Genomic DNA, 23,724 nt, shown 5'->3' with positions numbered 1-23,724 from the left:
GGTCGAGAAGAGGACCTGTGGATAACTCCTGTGGATAACGACAACCAGCTGGTAGCACTGGCGGAAATCCAGTGCCCGGAGCAGCGCCCGACGCCCCTCAGAACCGTCCGTCCTGGCACCGCGCCACCCAGTCCGCCGCCGACACGAACTCCCCGTCCGACGTCCCGGGACGCGGCGGCTGGACATCCCCCGGCTTCATGTCGGCGCGCGGATACGAACCCAGGAACCGCACCTCCAGACAGATCCGCTTCAGCCCCGTCAACGCCTCGGCCACCCTCCGGTCGGAGATGTGCCCCTCGGCGTCGATGCAGAAGCAGTAGTTGCCGATGCCCGCACCGGTCGGCCGGGACTGCAGCAGCATCAGGTTTATGCCGCGTGTGGCGAACTCGCCGAGCAGGTCGCGCAGGCCGCCGGGGTGGTCGTCGCGCTGCCAGAGCACGACGGAGGTCTTGTCCGCGCCGGTCGGTGCCGCGGGCCGGGCGGGCCGGCCCACCAGCACGAACCGCGTCTGGGCGTTCTCGGCATCGTGGATGCCGGTCTCCAGGGCCTCAAGGCCGTACCGGGCGGCGGCGAACTCTCCGGCGAAAGCGGCGTCGTACTGGCCCTCCTGGACCAGGCGCGCGGCGTCCGCGTTCGAGGCGGCCGACTCCCAGTGGGCGTCCGGGAGGTTCTTCTTCAGCCAGTTGCGCACCTGCGGCTGGGCGGCCGGGTGCGCGGAGACGGTCTTGATGTCCGACAGCTTCGTGCCGGGCCTGACCAGCAGCGCGAAGGTGATCGAGAGCAGCACCTCGCGGTAGATCATCAGCGGGGCACCCGCGACCAGCTCGTCGAGCGTGGTGGTGATACCGCCCTCGACGGAGTTCTCGATCGGCACGAACGCGGCCTCGGCCTCGCCGACGCGCACCGCGTCGAGCGCGGACTGCACGGACACGTAGGGGATCAGCTCCCGGGTGGCGGCCTCGGGAAGCGTGCGCAGGGCGACTTCGGTGAAGGTGCCCTCGGGGCCCAGATAGGCGTAGCTCGCTGGCATGACCTCACCCTAATGGGCCTTGCGTCACACGGCGTACCGATCCCACCCGGCCGCCGCAAGGGGTGAACCCTGCGCCGATGTCACCCCTCCAGCAGCCGCTGTCCCACGTACTCGCCCTCCGCCGCGCCTCCCGGCACCGCGAACAGGCCGCTCGCCTCGTGCCGGATGAACTTCGACAGGGCGTCGCCGCGGTCGAGCTTGCGCTGGACGGTGACGAAGCCGCGCAGCGGGTCGGCCTGCCAGCAGATGAACAGCAGCCCGGCGTCGGGCACGCCGTCCGAGCTGATGCCGTCGTGGTACGAGAACGGGCGTCGCAGCATCGCCGCGCCGCCGTTCTGGTCGGGCCGGGTGATACGGGCGTGCGCGTTGATCGGGACGACGAGATTCCCGGCCTTGTCGGTCTTCTCCAGGTCCATCTCGGTCGTCTCGGTGCCCCCGGACAGTGGCGCCCCGTCGGACTTGCGGCGCCCGATGACGTCCTCCTGCTCCTTGACGGAGAGCTGTTCCCAGTCGTCGAGGAGCATGCGGATGCGGCGTACGACGGCGTAGGAGCCGTTCGCCATCCAGGCCGGGTCGTTCGAACCGGACTCCGGCACGAAGATGCGCTCGTCGAAGTCGGTGTCCGTCGGCTTGGGATTGCGGGTGCCGTCCATCTGGCCCATGAGGTTGCGGGCCGTCATGGGGTGCGCGGTGGCGCCCGGCGACCTGTTGAAGCCGTTCATCTGCCACCGCACCTTGGCGGCTCCGCCCGCGTCCTTCTGGATGGCGCGCAGGGCGTGGAAGGCCACCAGGGCGTCGTTCGCGCCGATCTGCACCCACAGATCGCCGTTGCTGCGCTTCCTGTCGAGCTGGTCGGAGGAGAAGTCGGGCAGCGGGTCCAGGGAGACCGGGCGCTGCTCGTCCAGGCCGGTCCGCCCGAAGAAGCTGTGCCCGAATCCGAAGGTGATCGTCAGCGACGACGGGCCCGCGTCCCGGGCGACATCCGTGTCGTCCTGCTTGGCCGCCTCGCCCGCCATCAGCCGCCGGGCCGTCTCCGACCAGCGGCGCAGCAGCGCGGCCGCCTCCTTGCGGCCGGCGCCCGCCGCCAGGTCGAAGGCGACGAGGTGGCCGCGCGCCTGGAGGCCCTGGAGGATGCCGGGCTGATGTTTCCCGTGAAACATCACCTGACCGGCGCCCACCGAGGCGAGCGGTGTCGCCTCGGCCGGCCGTGCCGCGTACCCCACCGCCCCACCGGCCGCGCCGAGCACCAGCCCGGTGGCACCGGCGGTTCCGAGCAGCAGCCGCCGCGAAATGCCCTCCGTTCCGGCGGTGCCCGTGTCGGCGGAGGCGCCTTCGCGGACGCCGCCGTCGAGTGCCGCCTCGGGGGTTTCCGTGGTTCCGGCGGTCCGCGAGGCGCGGGCCTTCGGAATGGACTGGTCAGCCATGGTGAGGTTCAGCCGATCTGCGCGTTCTTGGAGACGGTGGTCTGGTCGATGTCGGAGGTGCGCACGGTCACGGCGATCTTCCACTCGCCCGCCATGGGGATCTGCACTCCGCTCGCCGACCAGTGTCCGGTGGCGATGTGGTCCGGGACCACGGGCAGTGGCCCGATGTCCTGGGCCTCCAGGGTGAAGGCGATCTTCACCTCGGGGATGTCGAAGGCGCGGCCGTTGGGTCGCTGGACGTAGACATGCATCTCGTTGCCGCCCACGCGCGCGGGATCGAGGTCGATCCGTACGACGCCCTTGCCGTCCTCCCCGCCGGTGTCGAAGGACATGTCCAGCGTCAGCGCCCCCGACGACGAGGCGTCGGCGGCAGCGGACGAGGCGGCCGCCTTGGCCTCCTCCTCCGTACGCCCCGGCTCGGTGGACGTCAGCATGGTGGTGACGGCGAGCAGGACGACGGCGACACCCGCCTCGGCGAGCACGGAGCGGCGCAGTCCGAAGCGGTTGGGGTCGGCGTCCCGCTGCCGCTTCAGCCGTGCCGCGTCGATGGCGTCCCGCTGCCGGGCGAGCTGGGCGGCACGCTCGGAGTCCTCGTCGTTCGCGCCGGTGGTGGACGCGGTTTGCTCGGCGGAGGCGGACGCGGCGGGTTTCTCGGCTGAGGCCGAGGCGGTTTTCCGGGCGGAGGCGGAGGCGGCGGCCGTGGAGTTGGACCGGGCGGCGGCGTGCTCCTTCTCGCCCGCACCCACCTTCTCCCCTCCGTCGCCGACCGCCTTCTCCCGCTCGCGGGTCTCCGGCCCGCGGGTCTCCTGCCCGTCCCCGTCCCCGACTCCGGCCCCGACCGCGTCCCCGTCGGCGCCCGCAACCTCCCGTGGCCCCGGCACCACCGTCTCCGCCAGCCGTGCCGTCCACCGCCGCGAGATCCACGCGATCCCGACGAGCAGAGCCACGAGCCCGATCTTGAGCAGCAGCAGCTGCCCGTAACGCGTGCCGGTGAACGCCGACCAGGACCCGAGCTGCCGCCAGGACTGGTAGACGCCGGTCGCGACCAGCGTCAGCACGCTGCCGAACGCGACGTAGGAGAACCGGCGTACGGCGGACGCCTCGACGGGCGTGTCGACGGGCGCCCGGTAGAGGGCGACGAGCAGGGCGCTGAGCCCGCCGAGCCAGGCGGCGACCGCCAGCAGGTGGACGATGTCGACCGGCATCGCGATGCCGGCCTGCAGCCCGGTCGAGGCATGCTCGGACATCGCCCAGCTCGCCGCGAGCCCCGCCGCCACGACGGTCCCGCCGATCGCGAGCCCGAAGGTGAGGTCCCGCTTCTCCTCTTCCTCACGCTTGTCGTAGGCCCCGAACAGCACGGCGATGAACAGGGCCGCCGCGGCGAGCAGCAGCAGCCGGGACACCAGCGCCGCGCCCGTCTTGGTCTGCAGGACCTGCCCGAGCAGCTCCAGGTCGAAGACGTCGCCGACTTTGGAGGTGGTGGTGTACGAGCCGCGCAGGAGCAGCAGGCCGAGCGTGGCGGCGGTCAGGGCCAGCCATCCGGAGACGACGAGCCGCTGCAGCGCCCGCACGCCCGATCCGCGCTGCCAGCAGGCCAGCACGAAGGCGGCGCCGCCGACGAGGACGATGAAACCGGCGTAGGACACGTACCGCCCGAAGCCGTAGATCCGGCCGACGAGTCCGCCGCCCGCCTCCTGGTCGGAGACGGAGACGGTGGTCTGGGAGGGGGCGCCGATGGAGAAGGTGTAGGCGCCGGCGACGGGATGGCTGTCCTCGGACACCACCTGGTAGGTGACGGTGTACGTGCCGTCGGGCAGGCCGCTGTGCAGCTTCACGGCGTAGGTGGTGCCGCTGAGGTTGGCCGGGTCGCCGCGGTCGATGCGCTTGCCCTTGGGATCGAGGACGCGCAGGGAGTCGTCGGAGAGGGCCACCTTCTCGGAGAAGGTCAGCGAGACCTGTTCCGGCGCCTTGTCCACCACCGCCCCCTGGCGTGGGTCGCTGCCGGTCAGCGCGGCGTGCGCGGAGACCGGTGCGGCACCGGCGAGCAGCAGTCCGGCGGCGGCCAGGAGCAGCAGCACCAGGGTCCGGACGCGGGGGACGATGGTCTGGGTCAAGGCGATCTCTCCCTCAGTGCCCGGTCTTCGGGGTGTACGTCGCGGACTTCACCGGCATCTCGACGGTGACCGTGCCGGACTCGGCGAAGTGGAGCTTCACCGTCACCTTCTCGCCCTGCTTCGGCTTCCGCTTCAGCTTCTCGAACATCAGGTGGCTGCCGCCGCTGGTGAACACGAGCTGTCCGTGTGCGGGGACCTCGATGTCCTTGACCTCCCGCATCGAGGAGTCGACGGTCTCGTGGGTGGTCACGTCGCCGACGTCGCTGGTGACGGAGGTCAGTTCGTCCTTCGCGTCGCCGTCGTTGGTGATCGTCAGGAAGCCGGCCGCCATGGAGTCGGAGACCGGCTGCGGCATGTAGGCGTCGCCGACGGACAGCTCGGCGCCCGAGTCACCGGAGCCGCATCCCGCCAGGACCAGGGCCGCGGCCGTCACCAGGGTCACGGGAGCGAGACGCCTCACGGCTTCTCCCCCTTGATCAGCTTGGGGAGGTCCTTGGTGTAGTCGCCGACCTCGGCGGCCTCGGTGTAGAGCACGTATCCGGCGTCGGTCTTCGGTGAGAAGGCGACGACCTGGGTGCCGTGGGTGGAGACCGTCTTGCCGCTCTTGTCCTTGTGCGGCGGGTCGATGGAGATGCCCAGGGTGCGGGCGCCGGCCTGGATGGTGTCGAAGGATCCGGTCAGGCCGACGACCTGCGGGTCGATGCCCTTGAGCCACTTGCCGAGCGCGGAGGGGGTGTCGCGTTCCGGGTCGGTGGTGACGAACACGACGCGCAGCTCGTCCTGTTCGGCCTTGGGCAGCTGCTTCTTGGCGACGGCGATGTTGTTCATCGTCAGCGGGCAGACGTCGGGGCAGTTGGTGTAGCCGAAGTAGATCAGCGTCGGCTTGCCCTCGGTCTCCTTGCGGAGGTCGTACTTCTTGCCGTGGGTGTCGGTGAGGACGAGGTCCGGCTTCTCGAACGGCTTGTCGAGGACGATGGCGGCCTTGTCGGAGTTCGGCTCCTCGGAGACAACGGTGACGGGCTGCTTGCCGTCGTCGCCGTTGCCGCAGGCGGACAGGGTGAGGGTGACGGCGGCGAGCAGGGCGGCCGCGGCGAGGGTCTTCGTGCGCATAGAGAGATGTCCCAGTGGTGAGAGCTCCGGCACGCGCCGGGGGTGTGCCCCGGCGCGCGCCGTGAACCGTAAGGGTCAGGCGTCGGTGCGCCGACGGCCGGCGAGCACGCCGTACGCCACGCCCAGCGCGCCCACGACGATGCCGACCACGCCCAGGACGCGGGCGGTGGTGTCGCTGGTGTCGGCGGGCTCGGCGGCGTCGGTCTTGGCGGAGGCGGCCTCGGCGTCCTTCGAGTCGGCGGCCTTGTCGGAGGAGGACGAGCCGTGGTGGCCCTCCTCGGCGGCGGACAGTTCGAGGACCGGCGCCGGGTTGTCGGGCTCCTCCTGGCCCTCCTGCGGCACCTCGATCCAGCGCACGACCTCCTTGTTGGAGTACGTCTGGATCGCCTTGAAGACGAGCTGGTCGGTGTCCTCGGGCAGGGTGCCGACGGAGACGGGGAACTTCTGGAAGAAGCCGGGCTCGATGCCCTTGCCGTCGGCGGTCCAGGTGACCTTGGTGACGGCCTCGGTGATCTTCTTGCCGTGCATCTCCAGCGGCTTGTCCAAGGTGTCCTTGGTGACTTCGGCCTTCCAGCCGGGGACCGGCTGCGGCATCACGGAGGCCAACGGGTGATCCGTCGGGAAGGTCACCTCGAGCTTGGTGGTCGAGGCGTTGTCCCGCTCGTTGGGCACCTTGAAGTCGACGACCGCGTAACCGCCCTTGGCGGCCGTGCCCTCGGGCTGCACGCTGACGTGGGCGAAAGCGGGGACGGACAAGGCGAGAACGGCCGAGCCGGCGAGGGTGCCTGCGGCGGCGAGACGAGAGGCCTTCATGCTGAGCACTCCACTGTGAGTGAGATCTGGATTCCGGTGGTGAAGAGGAGTACGCGGGCGCAGACGTGCCCGATCATGCGGGAAAGGCGGGAAAGGGCCGTTCCCGATCGAGACACGGGTACACGCGCGTGCCGCGCGACGGCGGCCCCTCGACCCCACGAAGTGGAGTGCTGGTCGCGTCGCGTCAGGCGGCGAGGACGAGTGCGGCGCCGGCCGGCGGGCCGCGCCTGATCACCGTGTGCTGCAGGGTGAGGGTGGGGGGTTCGGGCGGGCCGAACCACTCGCTGCGCGGGGCGCGCGGGCCCACCTCGGGTGCGCTCGGCAGTCCGGCGCGCAGGGCGCGCACCAGCGCGAGCGCCCCGCGCAGGGATCGTACGAACGCCCCCTCGGCGACCGTGTGCGCCGACAGCGCCGGCATCTCGGCGATCCGCAGCAGGGCCAGGTCCCCGCGGCGCAGCAGCCACCCCGCGACGACCGCCGCGAGCAGGTGCGCGAGCACCATGGGCAGGGACGGCAGGAGCGAGGTGTAGGAGTCCGGGACGGTGGACAGGGTGTCCGCCGCCCGGTGCGAGGCGTGCGTCCCCGTGACCGGCTGGAGCCGCGCCTCGGTGAGGATCTGCTGGGCCTGGGCGGGGCTGATCGCCGCCGCGGTGGTCCCGCAGACGAGTCGCGCGGCCTGCTCCACGAGCGCCGCGTCGGACAGGAGGGCGGAGGCCGGCGCGGACGAGGCTGCGGCACCCGGCCCGTGCTGCCCGAGCCCGAAGAGTGTGTGCAGGACCGTCTGACCGACCGCGAGCAGCCCCCCGATCCCCGCCAGCGAGCGCTCACGCCCCGCGAACGGCACGGTGACCAGGAGGACCCCCAGGAACCCCGCGCCCAGTGTCCACAGCGGGATCGTGGCGCAGGAGCCCAGCACATGACCCACCGCGGCCAGCACGACGCAGACCGCGGCGAACACCGCGGCCCGCAGTATCCGGAGATCGCTTCCGGAGCGCACCGTGTTCGGGTGGGGGGCAGTCATGGCGGGCTCATCATCGCACTGGCCCCATGACGGCCGTACGGCAGGTCCGCAAGACGACGTACGAGCTGTTCAGGGGTAAGAGAGGGGATAGAGGTCCATACGACCGGAAGGTCACCCTGTGGTGTGGGCCGCCCCCACATACACCGATTCATGCGTGGGCGCATCGACCATATGGGCGGCATCACGTCAATGATGTGCTTACGGCCGGGCACTCGCGGCAATACGTATCGGTATGTCGAGCCGCGGCCAGGAGGCTGGAGCATGAGCATCTGGTGGTCACTCCATCTGCGGCGGGAAGCCGCGAGCGTGCCGCTCGCCCGGCGCTTGCTGATCGGCACGATGGAGACCGCGGGGGTCGACCCCGATGTGTCGTACGACCTCTCCGTGGCCCTCAGCGAGGCCTGCGCGAACGCCGTCGAGCACGGCGGTGACACGGCACCCGACGGCTCCCCCCAGGCCTACCGCGTCACGGCTTATCTGGACGGCGAGAAGTGCCACATCGAGGTCGCCGACTCGGGCCCCGGCTTCACCGCCCCGCCCCTGACGCCCCACCCGGTGCCCGCCGAGGCCGAGCACGGCCGAGGGCTCTGCCTCATCGAGGAGCTCGCCGACCACGTCCAGATCGGCAACAAGCCGGGGCTGGGCGGGGCGGTGGTGAGCTTCGACAAGATCCTCAAGTGGAGAGAGGGCGCACCGCTGATGGCGGTGTAGTGCTCGCGGGCGTCAGCCGCCGCAGGCGGAGCGGATCCGTTGGAAGGCGCTCAGATACCTCGCGTGGTACGACGCGCTGGTGATCCGCACGATCGCCTCGTCCGCCGAGCGCAACGACGACCCGGTCAGGTTGGCGCTGCCCGTGTAGACCCGCCAGGTGGTGCTGCCGTTGTAGTCGCCGTTGAGCAGGATCTGCTTGTTGTGCGGGCGGACGTCGATCCCCGGCCCGTTGGGGATGCGGCATCGGCGGTGCCGGATCCCGGCGGCGTCCAGCCGGCTGGTGATCGCGGAGTCGCTGTCGGCGTAGACGACGTCGATCCAGCAGCCCCGGCCGCGCAGCTGCGCCAGTTTGTCCGCGACCTGGCGGCGGGAGCCGAAGAAGCTGTGCGTCAGGATGCGGATGCCGGTCCGGCGGCTCAGTCCGTCCGCGCCGGTGTAGGTGCAGCCGACCTCGTCGAGGATGTTGACGACGGTGTCGGTGGCGGGATTGTTGTACGACGTGTCGCCGCGCGGGAAGAAGAAGCCGCGGTAGGTCGAGCCGGTCGGGGTGGAGAAGTACGCGTCGTTGTCGCCGCCCGCGAGGGTGCGTCCCCGGCGGAGCCGGTCGTGGTACGAGACGTAGGCGTCGTACACCCTGCGGTCGGTGAAGGTGACGGCGTCGTTGAAGGACTCGACCTTGTACCAGTCGGAGAGGTTCGAGGACGTCTGGAAGACGACCCTGGAGTAGCTGGTGCCGTCGTCGAAGGGCCCGATCCGGGAGAAGACGAAGAACTTGTTGTGGTTGTAGGCGGGCCGGGGCGGGGCCACGGCCAGGCAGCCGCGCTGCACGTCGTCCACCCCGTCGGCGTCCTCGAACCGGTCGTCGCAGACGACCACCCAGGAGCGTGCGGCGGTGTCGGTGCCGAGCGCGGCCCTGAGGGTCCGGTAGGGGACGTTGCCGAACTCCGTGCCGTCGGGCCCCACATAGGTCGAGTCGTCCAGGACGAGCCGGACGTCGACGCCACGCCCGTGAGCGGCGATCAACGCGGTGGCGACCTCCTGGTCGGCGAACTCGTGCATGGCGCCACGGATCCGCGCCCCTGCCGGTGTGGCGTCGATCAGCCGGACGAGCTGGGTGAAGATCGCCTTGCGCTGGGCCGCGGTGCCCAGCGGGTCGTTGAACACGGGCCCGTTGACGACCGGCTTGGTCAGTGCCGCCGCGGGGGTCGCCCCGCCCAGGAGGAGCGCGCCCACCAGCGCCAGGACGGTGGTCACCGCGGGCAGTACCCGATGCGCGATCCGGGTCGGGCGCGGGCGGACAGGCGAACGGGTCATCGTCTTCGCACTCCTGGGCGGGGCGGGAAAGTGACCAGTTCTCTTTGCCCGGGAGAGTCGGAAAGCCACCGGAAGATACGCATTCGGGGTAACTCGCTGATCCCTACGGGTGAGCCCCCCCCCGACGGACGCAGGCGCTCCCCGGGTCCTCGGTAGCCGCGAAGGACGGGCCCGCCGGGGCGCGGGGGCGAGGCACGGAACGGATGCGCGTGCCTCGGGCGATTCTGCGTGCCTCGGGCGGACGTCGGACGCGCTCGCCACGGCACGCGCGTGGCGCCAGGGAGGAGCGGGCGCATCCGGACGCGGCGGGCGCACAGTCGTCGGCCGCTGTCGACGCCGATCCGCACGCGCGCGTGGAGTCCCACGGGGGGGGGCTGCTCGCACGGGCGATGTCCCCCGGCTCGCCGTCCGTCACTGCACGAGCTCCGGCTGCCCGACCCGCTCCGCCGACCGGCGACCGGCGGCCCGGCGCGCCGCCGGTCCCATCGCGTACGACGCCGCCAGCATCACCCCGCCCAGCAGCAGCCAGCCCGGCGTCCCCCACTCCACCAGCAGTGTCGTCAGCAGGAGCGGGCCGAGGGTGCGGGCGACCGTGACGCCGGTCCCGAACAGGCCCTGGTACTCGCCGACGCGCCCTTCCGGAGCCAGATCGAACGACAGCTGCCAGGAACCCGCCGACTGCCCCATCTCGGCGACCACTTGAAGCACCGACCCCAGCAGCAACACCCCGACGGCCACCCACAGGGAGGCCCCCGCGGACCACGCGAACACCACGCACGCGGCCAGCATCACCCAGCCCGCACGGCGCACCGCGCGCGTGGCGGTCGCCAGGCCCGTGACCCCGCGCGCGGCCCTGACCTGGAAGAGCACCACCGCACCGGTGTTGAGGACGAACAGCGCGGAGACCAGCCAGGCCGGGGCGTCCGTCCGCCGGGTGATCCACAGCGGCAGGACGAGGCTGAGCAGCGGAAGCCGCAGCAGCAACACGGTGTTGAGCAGCGCGACCAGCGCGTACGGCCGGTCTCGCAGCGCACCGAGCCCCGCCTGCCGCCGGCTCGGCACCGGCGTCACGGCGGGCAGCCGGAGCAGCAGCCCCGCGCACACGAGAAAGCTCAGCGCGTCCAGCGTGAACACCGCCAGGTACGCCGTCCGTGTCCCGGCGTGCAAGGCGAGCCCGCCCAGCCCCGCGCCCACCGCCAGGCCGGCGTTGAGCGTCGACTGAAGATGCGCCAGCAACCCCGTCCGCTCCCCGGCGGGCACCAGCCCCGCCAGCAGCGCCTGCCGGGCCGCCGCGAGCCCGGACTGCGCGGCGGCGTACGCGCACACGGCCGGCACGAACGGCACGAACCCCCGTACGACCGTGAAGGACGCCACCGCGAGCCCCGTCGCCAGGGCCAGCAGCACCGCCGTACCACGCGGCCCGCGCCGGTCGGCGAGCCGCCCCAGCGGAACCCCGACCAGGGAGCCGACCGCCCAGCCGACCGTGAGCCCGAGACCCACACGCGCGGGAGCGAGACCGACGACCTGGGTGAAGTACAGGGCCGACGTGGTGTAGAAGGCGCCGTCTCCGACCGAATTGCTCAACTGGGCCAGGGCGAGGACGCGTTGCGGACCGGCGGGTGGCAGGGCGCGGGATGTCATGCCACCGACGCTAGGGACCCGGTGGGCCCTTCGGCAGGCCCAATCGCCATGCGTTTCAGTGGCCCGGTTCAGGTTCCGTCCAACACCTTCCCCAGCACCTCCAACGCCTCCGGGTACACCCGCTGCCGAGGCGTCCCGTACCCCACGACGAGCCCCTGCGGGCGCCCCTCGCCGCCCGGCGCATGCCAGTGCTCGCCCAGATGCCCCACGGCGAGCCCTTCCGCCTCCGCCCGCGCCAGCACCCGCGCCTCGTCGTCGACCTCCACCAGCGCGTGCAGCCCGGCCGCGATCCCCCTCACACGCCGACGCGCCCCCAGCCGGTGCAGAAGCTGATCCCGGCGCCGCCGGTAGCGCAGCCGGCAGGCCCGCACATGACGGTCGTAGGCATGGCTGTCGATCAGCTCCGCCAGCGCCAACTGGCCGATGGACTCGGTGTGATGGTCGCTGTGCAGCTTGGCGTCGGCCACCGCGTCGAGCAGCTGCGGCGGCAGCACCATCCACCCGAGCCGCAGCGCGGGCCCGAGCGTCTTCGAGGCCGTCCCCATGTACACGACCTGCCCCGGCGCCATGCCCTGCAGCGCGCCCACGGGTTGGCGGTCGTACCGGAACTCCCCGTCGTAGTCGTCCTCGACGAGCAGCCCGCCACGCGCGCGTGCCCAGTCGGTGAGCGCCCGGCGCCGCTCGGGGTGGAGCGTCACGCCGGTCGGGTACTGGTGCGCGGGCGTGACGACGACCGCCGCGCAGTCACGCCACTCCTGCGCCCGGGCACCCTTCGCGTCGACCCGCACGGGCACCACCACGCCCCCGTTCCGGCGCACCACGTCCCGATGGAACGGCAGCCCGGGGTCCTCCATGGCGACGACGCCGCCGTCCAGCACCCGCGTGAGCAGGGCCAGCCCCTGTACGTAACCGGAGGTGATCACGATCCGCTCCGGTGGCGCGATCACCCCACGCGCCCGCCCCAGGTACCCCGACAGCGCGGTCCGCAGTTCGATCCGCCCCCGCGGATCGCCGTAGTCGTACGCCAGTGACGGCGCCGTCGCGATCGCCCGCCGCAGCGCCCGCAACCAGGCGGCCGCCGGAAACGCCCCCACGTCCGGACTCCCGGGGCGCAGATCGAAGCGTGGCGCACGCGCGCGTGCGGCGGCCTCGGGCGGCCCGGAGTCGTCGGCGGGGGGCAGCGCGGCGACCCGGGTCCCCGACCCCTGGCGAGCGGTCAGATACCCCTCGGCGACGAGCTGGTCGTAGGCGGCCTTGACGGTGTTCCGCGAGACGCCGAGTTCGGCGGCGAGCTGCCGGGTGGCGGGCAGCCGCTCCCCGGGCGCGAGCCGCCCGCCCCGCACGGCATCCCGCAGGGCCCTCTCAAGCCCCGCCCGACGCCCTTCGACGGCGTCGGTCTCCAGGTGCAGGTCCACACAACCCCCCTCTGCGGCGCGGGAACGCTCGACCGCCCCCACCACCCTCGGACCACGACGACGGCCGGGCACCCCTGCGGGTACCCGGCCGTCGATCCAGCATCAGCCCTTGAGGGAAGCCATCCAGCTCTCGACCTCGTCCGACCGCCGAGGCAGCCCGGCGCTCAGGTTCCGGTTGCCCTCGTCCGTCACCAGGATGTCGTCCTCGATCCGCACGCCGATCCCCCGGTACTCCTCCGGCACCGTCAGGTCATCGGCCTGGAAGTACAGACCCGGCTCCACGGTCAGCACCATGCCCGCCTCCAGCGTGCCGTCGACGTACGACTCCACGCGCGCGGCCGCACAGTCGTGCACGTCCATGCCGAGCATGTGCCCCGTGCCGTGCAGCGTCCAGCGGCGCTGCAGGCCGAGCTCCAGCACCCGCTCCACCGGCCCCTCGACGAGCCCCCACTCGACGAGCCGCTCGGCGAGCACCCGCTGCGCCGCGTCATGGAAGTCCCGGTACTTCGCACCCGGCTTCACGGCCGCGATACCGGCCTCCTGGGCGTCGTACACGGCGTCGTAGATCTTCTTCTGGATCTCGCTGTAGCGGCCGTTGATCGGCAGCGTGCGCGTGACGTCGGCGGTGTAGTACGTGTGCGTCTCGACGCCCGCGTCGAGCAGCAGCAGGTCGCCCGAGCGCACGGGCCCGTCGTTGCGCACCCAGTGCAGCGTGCAGGCGTGCGGACCGGCGGCGCAGATGGAGCCGTAACCGACGTCGTTGCCCTCCACGCGCGCGCGGAGGAAGAACGTGCCCTCGATGTAGCGCTCGGAGGTCGCCTCGGCCTTGTCGAGGACCTTCACCACGTCCTCGAAGCCCCGCACGGTCGAGTCGACGGCCTTCTGCAGCTCACCGATCTCGAACTCGTCCTTGACCAGCCGTGCCTCGGAGAGGAAGACCCGCAGCTCCTCGTCCCGCTCGGCGGTGACCTTGTCGGTCAGCGCGGCCTCGATGCCGGCGTCGTAGCCCCGCACGACGCGGACCGGGCCCGTCGCCTCACGGAGCTTGTCCGCCAGCTCGCGCACGTCGGACGCGGGGATGCCGTACAGCTTCTCCGCCTCGGTGAGCGAGTGCCGGCGGCCGACCCACAGCTCGCCCTGGCCGGAGAGCCAGAACTCGCCGTTCTCGCGGTCGGAGCGGGGCAGCAGGTAGATCGTGGCCTCGTGGCCCGTGCCCCTGGGTTCCAGGACGAGGACGCCGTCCTCGGTCTGGTTGCCGGTGAGGTACGCGTACTCGACCGACGCCCGGAACGGGTACTCGGTGTCGTTCGAGCGGACCTTCAGGTTGCCGGCGGGGATCACCAGACGCTCACCCGGGAACCGTGCCGACAGCGCGGCACGCCGCGCGGCGGTCTCGGCGGCCTGGGGGATCGGCTGCAGGTCGTGCAGCTCCGTGTCGGCCCAGCCGGACTTCATGTTCTCGGCGAGCTCGTCGGACACGCCCGGGTACAGGCCGTTCTTGCGCTGCTTGATCGGCTCCTCGGACTCGTCCGGGGTCTCCGGGTTCTCCGGGGTGAGCTCGTCGGCCACGGTCATCCTCCTCGATACGGCACTGGACCGTCTCCATCGTACGGTCGTACAGGAGAGGGCCCAGGGGCGAAGGACCGGTTGCCCGCCGCTGCTATGGCGCGGGTCACGGGCCTGTTATGGGTGCGTGGCCGAGGGGCCGCTACTCGAAGCGCGCGGCCAGCAGCACGACGTCCTCCTCGCTGTCCGCCTGGTCCAGCCCGTTCGGCAGCACGGTCCGCAGGACGTGGTCGACGACGGCGTCGGGGTCGTGCCGGATCGCCCTCGGTACCCCGGCTGCCGCCGCGTGCAGGCGCGCGAACGCGCGGTCCGTGGCGTCGCCGGTACGGTGCAGCAGTCCGTCGGTGTAGAGCAGAACCGTCTCTCCGGCCTCCACCGTCAGCTCCACGCTCGGCGCCTCCCAGCAGGCCAGCATGCCCAGCGGCGCGGACACGGACGTCTCCACGAACTCGGTGCGACGCTCCCCGATCAGCAGCGGTGGGGTGTGTCCGGCCCCGGCGAGCGTGAGCTTGCGCAGGGAGGGCTCGCAGTAGGCGAACAGGGCGGTGGCGGAGCGGGCGGGTTCGGTGAGTCTGAGCAGCAGTTCCAGGTCGGACAGGACCGCGACCGGATCCTCGCCCTCCATGACGGCGTACGCCCGCAGGCTGGCCCTGAGCCGCCCCATCGCGGCCACCGCGCTGGGGCCGGAGCCGGTCACCGAGCCGACGGCCAGGCCGAGCGCGGCGTCCGGCAGCGGCAGCGCGTCGTACCAGTCGCCGCCTCCGCGCGGCCCGGTGCGGTGCCGGGCGGCCAGCTGGACGCCGGCCATGCGCGGCAGCCGGGAAGGGAGCAGTTCCTCGGCCATCGTCTTCATGCACGCGCGCGTGCGTTCGACGTCGAGGAGCCGCGCCAGGTGCTCGGTGGCGTAGCGGACGTACAGGCCGACGAGATGGCGCCGGCGTTCCGCCGGTTCGGCGGGCTCGTCGTACAGCCAGACGGCGGCGCCGAGGCGGCCGGCGCCCTCGGCGGACAGGGGGAGGGTGTAGCTCGCGGCGTAGCCGAGGCGTGCGGCCACCTCGCGGTGGCGGGGGTCGAGGCCGTCCTCGGAGAGCAGATCGGGCTGGGCGATCTCGGTGTCACCGCCCGGCAGCCCGTCCAGGATCCTTCCGTACGACGTCGCGCTGCGCGGGACGGTCTCGATGTGCCCGAGGTCGGCGCGGGCGAGGCCGAGCCCGATGGTCGTGTCGGGACCGAGTCCGTCGGCCGGTTCCAGGACGACGAGACCGCGCCGGGCGCCCACGAGGGCGGAACCGGCGCGCAGGAGTTCCTGCAGGGCATCGGCGAGGGAGTCGGTGCGGGCCAGGCGTTCGGTGAGTTCGTGCAGGGTCGTGAGATCGGAGACCCAGCCGGCGAGCCGGTCCTGGAGGAGGGCTCCGGGCGCGTTCGGCGCGGGGACCGACGAGGTGGTCGCGGGCGCGGGCGCGACAGTGTGTGCGGGCGAGGGAACCGTCGAATCGATTCCGGCCACTTTCGAAGGGTGAGGGGCGTTCATGGCGTCCGGCTTTCCGACCGGTGCGTATTGCTCAATAGCATCGCAAACCCCCATGTCATTCTGCGCCGCCAGCAGTGTCTCCACATGTACACGCACTCGTGAGGGGATGTCCAGCATTGTCCTGCTGGGATTCCTGGTGTCCGTGGGAGACCGGAGTAGTCGTCTCGGACCTCTTGCGTAATGGCAAAGTTGGCTTAAAACTGCCTCAGGGAACGGGGTATTGCGGTCGACTGGTTTCGCTCCACGGAGCGTCACAACGGTCGTGATGGGTACGTACTCGGTGAAGGCCAGGGGTGGTTGACGACCACCCGGAACCTGGTGACGGACCCGGGCGTCTTAGCCACCGACGACCGTGCCCCATCCTCCCGCGGCGGAGGCGACGAGAAATACGGGGGACGGCAAAACGCCAGACTTCGCCACCCCACGCCACGCCCATGCTTTTGATAGACGCAGTATGGACGAGGCTGCCGCGGAAGCAGCCGACGCTCGGCCCATAGGGGTTTCCCTTGCTCGTGGCAGGGGTGTGATGCGCCAACAGGTACGCACAGTGAAGTGATCGACACATGATGTGATGTGGACCACGGTGTTGCCAGCGGTGCAACGGAAAGGAACGAGCGCTCATGCGCGAGATCCTCGGAAGGCGACGCAGGCTCCTGCGTGGCGACGGCAAGCCTGAGTTGATCAGCGCGGCCCTGACCTACGCGACGCAATGGCGCTGGCCCGTACTCCCGGGCGTGACGACCCACCCGCAGGGGCACTCCCGCTGCGGCTGTCCCGACCCGGAGTGCACGGTGCCCGGCGCGCACCCCTTCGACCCCGCTCTCCTCGCGGCGACCACCGACGAGCGCATGGTGCGCTGGTGGTGGACCAACCGCCCCACGGCGCCGATCATCCTCGCCACCGGCGGCACGGCTCCCTGCGCGGTCAGCCTCCCCGCCCTGCCGGCCGCGCACGCGCTCACCGCGCTCGACCGGATGGGCATGCGCCTCGGCCCGGTCGTCGCCTCGCCGTCGCGCTGGGCGATCCTGGTGAAGCCGTACTCGATGGAGCAACTCGGCGAACTCCTGTACGCCAAGGACTTCGTCCCCGGCTCCCTCCGCTTCCACGGTGAGGGCGGCTATCTCGCCCTGCCCCCGTCCGAGACGGGCCAAGGCGCCATCAGCTGGCAGCGCGCCCCGCTGCCCGGTTCGGCCTCACCCTGGGTGCCCGATGTGGAGGCCGTGGTGGACGCGGTGGTCGAGGCCCTCACTCGTACGGGTGTGAGCGCACCCGAGTTGTAGGGGTCTCCGGCGCGCGCGGAAGGGCGCACGCACGCGTGGTCGTTATCTTCCGCTGTATGCCGCGTCACGCTGAGACCCGCCGCCCGGGCTCTGGAAAAGTTCGTCTGCTTGCCCTCACCGGGGTCGTGGTGTGCGCGGTCGCGCTGCCGCTGGCCGTGGCGTCCGCAGGATCCGTGGGCGAGGAGGAGCGCGCCCAGGGCCATACGTCACGCAAGACCGAGCGCCCTTCGGCCCGTCCCTCCCCCGCCGTCGACGCCAAGGCGCCCTCAGCCGAGCCCGGCGACTCCCCGCTGCTGCTCGGCCTGGGCCTGGCCACCGCCGCCCGCTGCGGCCCCGAACTCACCTCGCCCGAGGGCATCGAGGCACAGACCTGCGTCCTCACCCAGGGTAAGGAGACCTGGGCACGCACCTACTTCCGCAACGCGACCGGCGGTGCGCTGGACTCCGTACTGAGCCTCATGGGGCCGGAGGGGCGCACGGTCCAGATGCGGTGCGCCGGGAGCGGCGAGGACGAGCCGGCGACGTGCGAGACGCCCCGGCAGCGCACCCGGGGGAAGCCGGACGCCTACACGGCGGTCGCCGAGTTCGCGAGGCGGGCCGGTACCGGGCCGCTGCTGCTGCGCTCGGCGAGCAACTCCGAGCCGGACAATTCCGGGGCCGCCACGGGCGGTTGACATCCGGCGTCGTTCCGTAAACAACCGCACACATGGAAAGACCCGGTTGCTGGCGACGGGGGATGCACCAGCAACCGGGCTAATGGAACGGTAACAAGAGATCGGCGGTTCGCAAATTCGATCCCGCCTTTCCAGTCACGGATTCCCTTGCTCCACACGGGAGTTGTGATCGGACTCACCTCTCCCGCGCGGCCGGTTCGGCTGAACGGTCGGTCAGCCGAACCCCACTCCGTGCCGCTCCTCAGCTGAGCGTGACCTGCCGGTTGGTCAGGCCGCCACGCGCGCGCCGCTCGTCCGTGGTCAGCGGAGCGTCCGTGGCCAATGCCGCGGCGAGGCGCTCGGCGAACTCGGCCGCGGGCTTCTCCACGTCCTCCGCAGAGACGCCGCTCGGCAGGTCCCAGACCGGCACCGTGAGGCCGTGAGCGCGGAAGGAGCCGACGAGCCGGGTGCCTTCGCCGAGGTTGGACCTGCCCGCCGCGTGCAGTCGCGCCAGAGCGTCCAGAAGCTGCTCCTCGGGGTGCGGCATGACCCAGCGCAGGTGGTTCTTCTCCGGCGTCTCGCACCAGTAGGCGGCGTCGACGCCGGTCAGCTTCACGGTCGGGATGGCCGCGGCGTTGGCCCGCTCCAGTGAGGCGGCGACCTCCGCGGTGGCGTTCTCCGCGTCCGGGACCCAGAACTCGAAGCCCGAGTGCACAACTGGCTCGAACGCGCCTTCGGGGTCCAGCAGATCCTGCAGTCGCGGGCCGTCGGCCGGGGCGCGGCGGCCCTGGATCGGCGTACCGGGCTGGGCGGCGAGGGCCTGCTGCAGGGTGTCGGCGAGGTCGCGGCTGATGTCGCCGGACGCCGTGTCGTTCTGCAGGCCGAGCAGGACCGAGCCGTCGTCGCGGCGCAGGGCGGGCCAGGCCATCGGCAGGACGGTGGCGAGGGTGACGGACGGGACGCCCTCGGGAAGGCCGCCCTTCAGGGCCAGTTCGACGGTGGCCGCGGGCACCAGTTCACGCAGGGCCACCCAGTCGCACTCGCTGGGCAGCCCCTCGAACGGGCGCTGCACCAGCTCGGTCACCGCCTGCGCGGCGGCCCGGCCGTGGCAGGCCTTGTAGCGGCGGCCGCTGCCGCAGGGGCAGGGTTCACGCGCGCCGACCACCGGAAAGTTCCCGTCAGCGGCACCCGCGCGGGCTGCATCGCTGAGCTGCGGGCGCTTGGCCTTGGTCTGGGGTCGCTTCTTGGCCATCGTGGGTGTCTCCCGGTTACGGCTCGTCTCGTACGGCGCGAGCCTAGCCGTTCGCGTCATCACGGACGGGAGCCTGTGGACAACCCGCGTCTCGTGCCGGAGCCGGACCGGTGTGGAACACCGGCCGCGAGTCCGCCGGGTCGCCGCACACCGGCGTCTGCCACTGGAAACGCGGACGAGGGATCCGGTGCACTCAGTCCAGGTCGTCGAAGGCGTCGGCGAAGTCGAGGCCGGATATCGCGGCGACGGCCGGTGCCGCGACGCGCGTAGCGAAGTCGTCGCGGCGGTGCCCGGCATCCGGATCATGAACGTCGTCGTGGACCACGACCCACACGGTGACCTCGCCCCGGGCGTCGTCCCGGACACCCCAGTCGTCGGCGAGGGCGGTGACGATGTTCAGCCCACGGCCGCCGTGCGCGGTGACCGAGGGCGTGGCCGGAGCAGGGCGGGTTGGTCCGCCGCCGTCCGTCACCTCCACGGTGAGCCTGCCGCTCGCGTCCACGCGCCATGCGGCCCGGACGTCACCGTCCCCGGCGAGCGCGTCGCCCAGCGGCCGGCCGTGTTTGCAAGCGTTGCTCAAGAGTTCGGAAAGAATCAGTACGGCATCGTCGATGACCGATTCCGCCACACCGCCCCTGCGCAACTGACTGCGCATACGGTGTCTCGCTTCCCCCACGCCCGCAGGGCCATGGGGTACGGCCATGCTCGACGACGTGGGCACCTCCTGTGCCACCACCAACGCCACCCCCGAGACCTCCTTTGCCCCACGCCACGGTGTGGATGCCCCATTGGCCTGTACCGGAAACCGGCCATTGAAGGTCCGGCGACGCATTCACAACGATCGAATACGGACCGAACGCGCCGGAGCACTCCCCGTAATCGAGATGGCTGGAACTCGACGGTGTGGCCGAGAGTGGAGGATGAGGCCGATGGGGCCGCGGGGTCAATAGATTGCGCAGGGATTGATGAGGTTTTAGGGGTTTCCCTGTGTGCCGTTCCCGCGCCACGGCCCGCCCCGCGGCTCGCGCGAGACCCTTCGGCGGGTGTCAGCGTCCGAGCCGGCGCAGCACCGCGCGCGGGCGGTTGGTGATGATGGCGTCGACGCCCAGCTCGGCGCAGAGGTCGACGTCCTGCGGCTCGTTCACGGTCCACACGTGCACTTGGTGACCCGCGCGCTTCAGGCGCTGCACGTAGGTCGGGTGGTTGCGCACGATCCGGATCGAGGGGCCCGCGATGTGGACGCCCGCGGGCAGTCGTCCGTCCCGCAGCCTCGGCGAGACGAACTGCATCAGGTAGACCGTCGGCAGGGTCGGCGAGGCCGCGCGTACGCGATGCAGCGAGCGCGCCGAGAAGCTCATCACGCGCACCGCCGACTCCTCGGGCGAGGCGGGAGCGTCCAGTCCGAAACGCTTCAGCAGGACCAGCAGCCGCTCCTCGACCTGCCCCGCCCACCGGGTCGGGTGCTTGGTCTCGATGGCCATCTCCACCCGCCGCCCCGCGTCGGCGACGAGCTCCAGCAGCCGCTCCAGGGTCAGGACGGAGGTGTCCTCGGGGTCCTCCGGCCGGACCTCCCAGTCGGGCTCCTCGGTGCGGTTGATCCAGGAGTCGCGGTTCTTGCGGGAGCCGAAGTCCAGCGCGGCGAGTTCGGCGAGTTCCAAGGCGGAGACCGCGCCGCGCCCGTTGGACGTACGGTTGACGCGTCGGTCGTGGACGCACACGAGGTGGCCGTCCGCGGTGAGGCGTACGTCGCACTCAAGGGCGTCCGCGCCGTCCTCGATCGCCTTCTTGTACGCGGCCAGGGTGTGCTCGGGAGCGTCTTCGGAGGCTCCGCGGTGGGCGACGACTCGGATCTGGTGCTGCCGTGCTTGGGTCACCGCGTCATGGTGCCACCGCATAGGGGTAGACGTGCGACCGGAGGAGATGCGAGGGCGCTGGGATTGTGCCCGTTTAGTCGCAGATAACCGATATAAAGATTGGCCGCGGACGCACAGCGACCGCTTATGGTGCTCTGACGGCCCGTGGGAAAAGCTGACGGCGTACATAAATGGCATGCACAGCTGAAACGCGCCGACCGCCGCAGAAGAAACTGGCAAGCGTGAACGGGCGTGACCGAGTGCGACCGAAGACAACAGCCGTGGATCGAGGAGAGAAGCTGTGAGCACCGAGAACCAGGGCGCCGCGGTACCCCCGGCCCCGTCCGCACCCCCCGTGCCGGTGGATGCTCCCGCTGCTCCGGCGTCCCAGGAGCGCCCGGCCCCCGAGGGCGGTGCCGCCCCGACCGCTCAGCTCCCGCCGGTGCCCGACAGCGCCCCGGCGAGTCCCGAAGGTGCCCCGCCGGCCGGGCACGGCGCCCAACCGTACGCCGCTCCGACCGCGTCGAACGGAACTCAGCCGCCCGCCCACCAGGGCTCGGCCGCCCACCAGGGCTCGGCCCCCGACGCCTCCTGGCCGCCCCCGCCGCCCGCCGCCATGCCCACGTACGCCGACAACGGTGCCGTCGCAGGCGGTTCGGGCATGGACGGGGGCGCCGGCTCGGGCTGGGGCAGCACCTACCAGCAGCCGGCGCCGAAGTCCGGCCGCGGGCGCGGTGGTCTGCTCGCCGCGGTCCTCATCGCCGCGCTGGTCGCGGGCGGGCTGGGCGGTGGCCTCGGCTACACCCTGGCCAAGAACGACGACAGCACCTCCTCGACGACCGTCTCCGCCCCCGACAGCGGCGGCTCCGTCAAGCGCGACCCGGGCACCGTGGCGGGCGTGGCCGCCAAGGCGCTGCCCAGCACGGTCACGATCCAGGCCGAGAGCAGCAGCGGTGAGGGTGGCACCGGCACCGGTTTCGTCTTCGACACCGAGGGCCACATCGTCACCAACAACCACGTGGTGGCCGACGCGGTCGACGGCGGCAAGCTCACGGCGACGTTCCCGAGCGGGAAGAAGTACGACGCCCAGGTCGTCGGTCACGCGCAGGGCTACGACGTGGCGGTCATCAAGCTCAAGAGCGCCCCCTCCGACCTCAAGCCGCTCACCCTGGGCGACTCCGACAAGGTGGCGGTCGGCGACTCCACGATCGCGATCGGCGCCCCCTTCGGCCTCTCCGACACGGTCACCACCGGCATCATCAGCGCCAAGAACCGCCCCGTGGCCTCCAGCGACGGCACCGGCAGCAACGCCTCCTACATGAGCGCCCTGCAGACGGACGCCTCGATCAACCCCGGCAACTCCGGCGGCCCGTTGCTGGACGCGCAGGGCAACGTGATCGGCATCAACTCCGCGATCCAGTCCGCCGCCAACGGCCTCGGCGGCACCAGCCAGTCCGGCTCGATCGGCCTCGGCTTCGCCATCCCGATCAACCAGGCCAAGTACGTCGCCCAGGAACTGATCAAGACGGGCAAGCCGGTCTACGCGAAGATCGGTGCCTCCGTCTCCCTGGAGGACACCGGCGACGGCGCCAAGATCACCGAGCAGGGTGCCAGTGGATCGGACGCGGTGGAGGCGGGCGGCCCCGCCGACAAGGCCGGTCTCAAGCCCGGCGACGTCATCACCCAGCTCGACGACCGGGTGATCGACTCCGGCCCGACCCTGATCGGCGAGATCTGGACCCACAAGCCCGGCGACAAGGTCACGCTCACCTACGAGCGGGACGGCAAGTCCCGCACGATCGAACTCACCCTGGGCGCCCGCACGGGCGACAGCTGACGCCACGGCACGCGCGCGTACGCCGGGTACCGACAGGACCACCCCGCACGCGCGCGTGCCCTGCACCTCACCGGCTCCCTACGGCACCCGCCCGCCCCCCTCGCCTCCCGGCCACCCGGCCCTCGAATCCGCGGGGCCGCTGCCCCCCGTGTGGACCACACACCCCGCGCAAGCTCGGAGGCCGGTACGCTGTACCCCGCTCCGCCCCTGGTGGGCCGGGGCGAGGTGGGTTGCCCGAGCGGCCTAAGGGAACGGTCTTGAAAACCGTCGTGGCGCAAGTCACCGTGGGTTCAAATCCCACACCCACCGCGCAGCTGAACGGCCCCTGACCAGGTAAAACGGTCGGGGGCCGTCGTGCTGTGGGTTGTCCGTGAGTGCCCGCAGTTCCCCGGAGATCCCCGCTCGATCGGGCACGGAAAGGGCACGGTCGCCCGATCAACAGGCTTCCTGATCTGAAACGCGCCCTGCGCCGTAGCTCGCTGCGGCCCCAAGGGGCCAGCCCGCGCTTTGCGCGGGCACTTGATGAGGTAGAGAGCCGTTCACCGGCTCGGCCACTCGAACGCGAGCGTCACCACTCGGCACTACGCTCGGCCGGTCGGCGGTCGAGACGATCAGGTGGCGGAAGCAACCGATGCATGGCTCGGAGGTGACGCCGTGCTCTTGTGACGCCCCTGGCCAGACCCACGGTCAGGGGCGTTGCGCTGTGCCGCAGTGTCCAATTCCCGTCTATGCGCGGTGCATATGCGTCGATACTCTGCGTGTCCATGGGGAAAGTAGTGCGTCTGTACTGGGGCTACATGGTGGCTGCTGCCTTGGTCGTTGCCTGGAGCCAGCAATGGGCCTTGCAGGTGATCGTGGCTCTGTCACTCGGCGTCTCGCTTTATGCCGCCTTCCAGGTGCCGGTCTGGTGTGGAGCGGTTAACCGAGACGGGCAGACCTACTGCCGCAACAATGCCTATGGCGTGCTGATGGGGTGTTCGAAACGTCAGCACAGGTGGCAGAAGCTCAAGATGATCGTTCTGCGCAGCAAGGTTGGGAACGTGACGCGCTCCGTGTTTCCAACGGCCAAAGAGAAGTTCAATGGCGTTCTCGCCGTGGGAGGGCTGCTGTCAGCTGTCGCCGCAGTGATCGTTCCCGCCGTGACTGGCGGCTGAGCGGA

20 protein-coding genes, 1 tRNA gene and 1 pseudogene are annotated in these 23,724 nt (G+C 71.3%); 7 read left to right on the top strand and 15 right to left on the bottom strand.

The genetic code is table 11. The features are described from left to right. Window positions 1-97: 97 nt before the first annotated feature. The 7 genes from pheA to ACFYNL_RS16685 all read right to left on the bottom strand — a co-directional run bounded on the left by pheA (window position 98) and on the right by ACFYNL_RS16685 (window position 7,512). Entirely contained in the window at window positions 98-1,030 is a 933-nt protein-coding gene (gene pheA, locus ACFYNL_RS16715; protein ID WP_388803236.1) for a prephenate dehydratase, read from the bottom strand. 80 nt (window positions 1,031-1,110) lie between these two features. Next, entirely contained in the window at window positions 1,111-2,454 is a 1,344-nt protein-coding gene (efeB, locus tag ACFYNL_RS16710) for an iron uptake transporter deferrochelatase/peroxidase subunit (protein ID WP_388803234.1), read from the bottom strand. Window positions 2,455-2,462: 8 nt separating this feature from the next. Next, window positions 2,463-4,568, bottom strand: a complete 2,106-nt coding sequence (locus tag ACFYNL_RS16705; RefSeq protein ID WP_388803230.1) for a copper resistance CopC/CopD family protein — start codon at window positions 4,566-4,568, stop codon at window positions 2,463-2,465. 13 nt (window positions 4,569-4,581) lie between these two features. Next, window positions 4,582-5,028 (bottom strand): copper chaperone PCu(A)C, encoded by a 447-nt coding sequence (locus tag ACFYNL_RS16700; RefSeq protein ID WP_388803227.1) that lies wholly within the window; start codon window positions 5,026-5,028, stop codon window positions 4,582-4,584. Beyond that, a complete protein-coding gene (locus tag ACFYNL_RS16695) occupies window positions 5,025-5,678 on the bottom strand; it encodes an SCO family protein (RefSeq protein ID WP_388803224.1) in 654 nt (217 codons plus the stop codon). The genes ACFYNL_RS16700 and ACFYNL_RS16695 overlap by 4 nt, the downstream gene beginning before the upstream one ends. A gap of 75 nt (window positions 5,679-5,753) precedes the next feature. Beyond that, entirely contained in the window at window positions 5,754-6,491 is a 738-nt protein-coding gene (locus ACFYNL_RS16690; protein WP_388803221.1) for a YcnI family protein, read from the bottom strand. Between the two features lie 184 nt (window positions 6,492-6,675). Next, window positions 6,676-7,512, bottom strand: a complete 837-nt coding sequence (locus tag ACFYNL_RS16685; protein WP_388803218.1) for a hypothetical protein — start codon at window positions 7,510-7,512, stop codon at window positions 6,676-6,678. A gap of 261 nt (window positions 7,513-7,773) precedes the next feature. Here ACFYNL_RS16685 and ACFYNL_RS16680 point away from each other — a divergent pair, with 261 nt between their 5' ends. Next, complete coding sequence (locus ACFYNL_RS16680) at window positions 7,774-8,223, top strand: ATP-binding protein (RefSeq protein ID WP_388803215.1); 450 nt, start codon at window positions 7,774-7,776, stop codon at window positions 8,221-8,223. Between the two features lie 12 nt (window positions 8,224-8,235). On the opposite strand, the gene ACFYNL_RS16675 is transcribed toward ACFYNL_RS16680, so the two are convergent. From ACFYNL_RS16675 to ACFYNL_RS16655, 5 genes are all read right to left on the bottom strand, one after another. Next, window positions 8,236-9,537, bottom strand: a complete 1,302-nt coding sequence (locus tag ACFYNL_RS16675; protein ID WP_388803212.1) for a phosphatidylserine/phosphatidylglycerophosphate/cardiolipin synthase family protein — start codon at window positions 9,535-9,537, stop codon at window positions 8,236-8,238. Between the two features lie 411 nt (window positions 9,538-9,948). Continuing rightward, window positions 9,949-11,178 (bottom strand): MFS transporter, encoded by a 1,230-nt coding sequence (locus ACFYNL_RS16670; protein WP_388803209.1) that lies wholly within the window; start codon window positions 11,176-11,178, stop codon window positions 9,949-9,951. Window positions 11,179-11,246: 68 nt separating this feature from the next. After that, window positions 11,247-12,593: a PLP-dependent aminotransferase family protein gene (locus ACFYNL_RS16665; protein WP_388803206.1), complete on the bottom strand. Its 1,347-nt coding sequence runs from the start codon at window positions 12,591-12,593 to the stop codon at window positions 11,247-11,249. Between the two features lie 102 nt (window positions 12,594-12,695). Then, complete coding sequence (locus ACFYNL_RS16660; protein ID WP_388803203.1) at window positions 12,696-14,162, bottom strand: aminopeptidase P family protein; 1,467 nt, start codon at window positions 14,160-14,162, stop codon at window positions 12,696-12,698. Between the two features lie 139 nt (window positions 14,163-14,301). Then, window positions 14,302-15,807: a PP2C family protein-serine/threonine phosphatase gene (locus ACFYNL_RS16655; protein WP_388803200.1), complete on the bottom strand. Its 1,506-nt coding sequence runs from the start codon at window positions 15,805-15,807 to the stop codon at window positions 14,302-14,304. 503 nt (window positions 15,808-16,310) lie between these two features. Here ACFYNL_RS16655 and ACFYNL_RS16650 point away from each other — a divergent pair. Together ACFYNL_RS16650 and ACFYNL_RS16645 are read left to right on the top strand one after the other, a co-directional pair. Continuing rightward, window positions 16,311-16,970 (top strand): bifunctional DNA primase/polymerase, encoded by a 660-nt coding sequence (locus tag ACFYNL_RS16650; protein ID WP_019757995.1) that lies wholly within the window; start codon window positions 16,311-16,313, stop codon window positions 16,968-16,970. Window positions 16,971-17,026: 56 nt separating this feature from the next. Next, window positions 17,027-17,644, top strand: coding sequence for a hypothetical protein (locus ACFYNL_RS16645; RefSeq protein WP_388803197.1), 618 nt, complete (start codon window positions 17,027-17,029; stop codon window positions 17,642-17,644). Window positions 17,645-17,885: 241 nt separating this feature from the next. On the opposite strand, the gene ACFYNL_RS16640 is transcribed toward ACFYNL_RS16645, so the two are convergent. The 3 genes from ACFYNL_RS16640 to ACFYNL_RS16630 all read right to left on the bottom strand — a co-directional run bounded on the left by ACFYNL_RS16640 (window position 17,886) and on the right by ACFYNL_RS16630 (window position 20,749). Further along, window positions 17,886-18,875, bottom strand: coding sequence for a DUF5926 family protein (locus tag ACFYNL_RS16640; protein ID WP_388803194.1), 990 nt, complete (start codon window positions 18,873-18,875; stop codon window positions 17,886-17,888). A gap of 193 nt (window positions 18,876-19,068) precedes the next feature. After that, window positions 19,069-19,707: an ATP-binding protein gene (locus ACFYNL_RS16635; RefSeq protein WP_388803191.1), complete on the bottom strand. Its 639-nt coding sequence runs from the start codon at window positions 19,705-19,707 to the stop codon at window positions 19,069-19,071. A 214-nt stretch (window positions 19,708-19,921) separates the two neighbouring features. Further along, complete coding sequence (locus ACFYNL_RS16630) at window positions 19,922-20,749, bottom strand: glycerophosphodiester phosphodiesterase (protein ID WP_388803188.1); 828 nt, start codon at window positions 20,747-20,749, stop codon at window positions 19,922-19,924. Window positions 20,750-21,029: 280 nt separating this feature from the next. Between ACFYNL_RS16630 and ACFYNL_RS16625 the strand changes: the two genes are divergently transcribed. From ACFYNL_RS16625 to ACFYNL_RS16610, 4 genes and pseudogenes are all read left to right on the top strand, one after another. Next, complete coding sequence (locus ACFYNL_RS16625) at window positions 21,030-22,565, top strand: trypsin-like peptidase domain-containing protein (protein ID WP_388803185.1); 1,536 nt, start codon at window positions 21,030-21,032, stop codon at window positions 22,563-22,565. Between the two features lie 224 nt (window positions 22,566-22,789). After that, a tRNA-Ser gene (locus tag ACFYNL_RS16620) sits at window positions 22,790-22,874 on the top strand. 225 nt (window positions 22,875-23,099) lie between these two features. After that, window positions 23,100-23,231 (top strand): annotated as a pseudogene (locus ACFYNL_RS16615) (site-specific integrase); the annotation flags it as partial. Between the two features lie 98 nt (window positions 23,232-23,329). Beyond that, window positions 23,330-23,719 (top strand): hypothetical protein, encoded by a 390-nt coding sequence (locus ACFYNL_RS16610; RefSeq protein WP_388803182.1) that lies wholly within the window; start codon window positions 23,330-23,332, stop codon window positions 23,717-23,719. Window positions 23,720-23,724 lie beyond the last annotated feature (5 nt).

Origin of the sequence: Streptomyces sp. NPDC007808, assembly GCF_042868655.1 — a bacterium.
Lineage (GTDB): Bacteria > Actinomycetota > Actinomycetes > Streptomycetales > Streptomycetaceae > Streptomyces.
Note: the sequence above shows the minus strand (reverse complement) of the source record. Positions and strands in the feature narration are given on the sequence as shown.

Bases quoted from the DNA above. Each gene is read 5' to 3' on its own strand.
- pheA (WP_388803236.1), bottom strand. From the start codon at position 1,030: ATGCCAGCGAGCTACGCCTATCTGGGCCCCGAGGGCACCTTCACCGAA.
- efeB (WP_388803234.1), bottom strand. From the start codon at position 2,454: ATGGCTGACCAGTCCATTCCGAAGGCCCGCGCCTCGCGGACCGCCGGA.
- ACFYNL_RS16695 (WP_388803224.1), bottom strand. From the start codon at position 5,678: ATGCGCACGAAGACCCTCGCCGCGGCCGCCCTGCTCGCCGCCGTCACC.
- ACFYNL_RS16690 (WP_388803221.1), bottom strand. From the start codon at position 6,491: ATGAAGGCCTCTCGTCTCGCCGCCGCAGGCACCCTCGCCGGCTCGGCC.
- ACFYNL_RS16685 (WP_388803218.1), bottom strand. From the start codon at position 7,512: ATGACTGCCCCCCACCCGAACACGGTGCGCTCCGGAAGCGATCTCCGG.
- ACFYNL_RS16680 (WP_388803215.1), top strand. From the start codon at position 7,774: ATGAGCATCTGGTGGTCACTCCATCTGCGGCGGGAAGCCGCGAGCGTG.
- ACFYNL_RS16675 (WP_388803212.1), bottom strand. From the start codon at position 9,537: ATGACCCGTTCGCCTGTCCGCCCGCGCCCGACCCGGATCGCGCATCGG.
- ACFYNL_RS16670 (WP_388803209.1), bottom strand. From the start codon at position 11,178: ATGACATCCCGCGCCCTGCCACCCGCCGGTCCGCAACGCGTCCTCGCC.
- ACFYNL_RS16655 (WP_388803200.1), bottom strand. From the start codon at position 15,807: ATGCTGGACATCCCCTCACGAGTGCGTGTACATGTGGAGACACTGCTG.
- ACFYNL_RS16650 (WP_019757995.1), top strand. From the start codon at position 16,311: ATGCGCGAGATCCTCGGAAGGCGACGCAGGCTCCTGCGTGGCGACGGC.
- ACFYNL_RS16645 (WP_388803197.1), top strand. From the start codon at position 17,027: ATGCCGCGTCACGCTGAGACCCGCCGCCCGGGCTCTGGAAAAGTTCGT.
- ACFYNL_RS16640 (WP_388803194.1), bottom strand. From the start codon at position 18,875: ATGGCCAAGAAGCGACCCCAGACCAAGGCCAAGCGCCCGCAGCTCAGC.
- ACFYNL_RS16635 (WP_388803191.1), bottom strand. From the start codon at position 19,707: ATGCGTCGCCGGACCTTCAATGGCCGGTTTCCGGTACAGGCCAATGGG.
- ACFYNL_RS16610 (WP_388803182.1), top strand. From the start codon at position 23,330: ATGGGGAAAGTAGTGCGTCTGTACTGGGGCTACATGGTGGCTGCTGCC.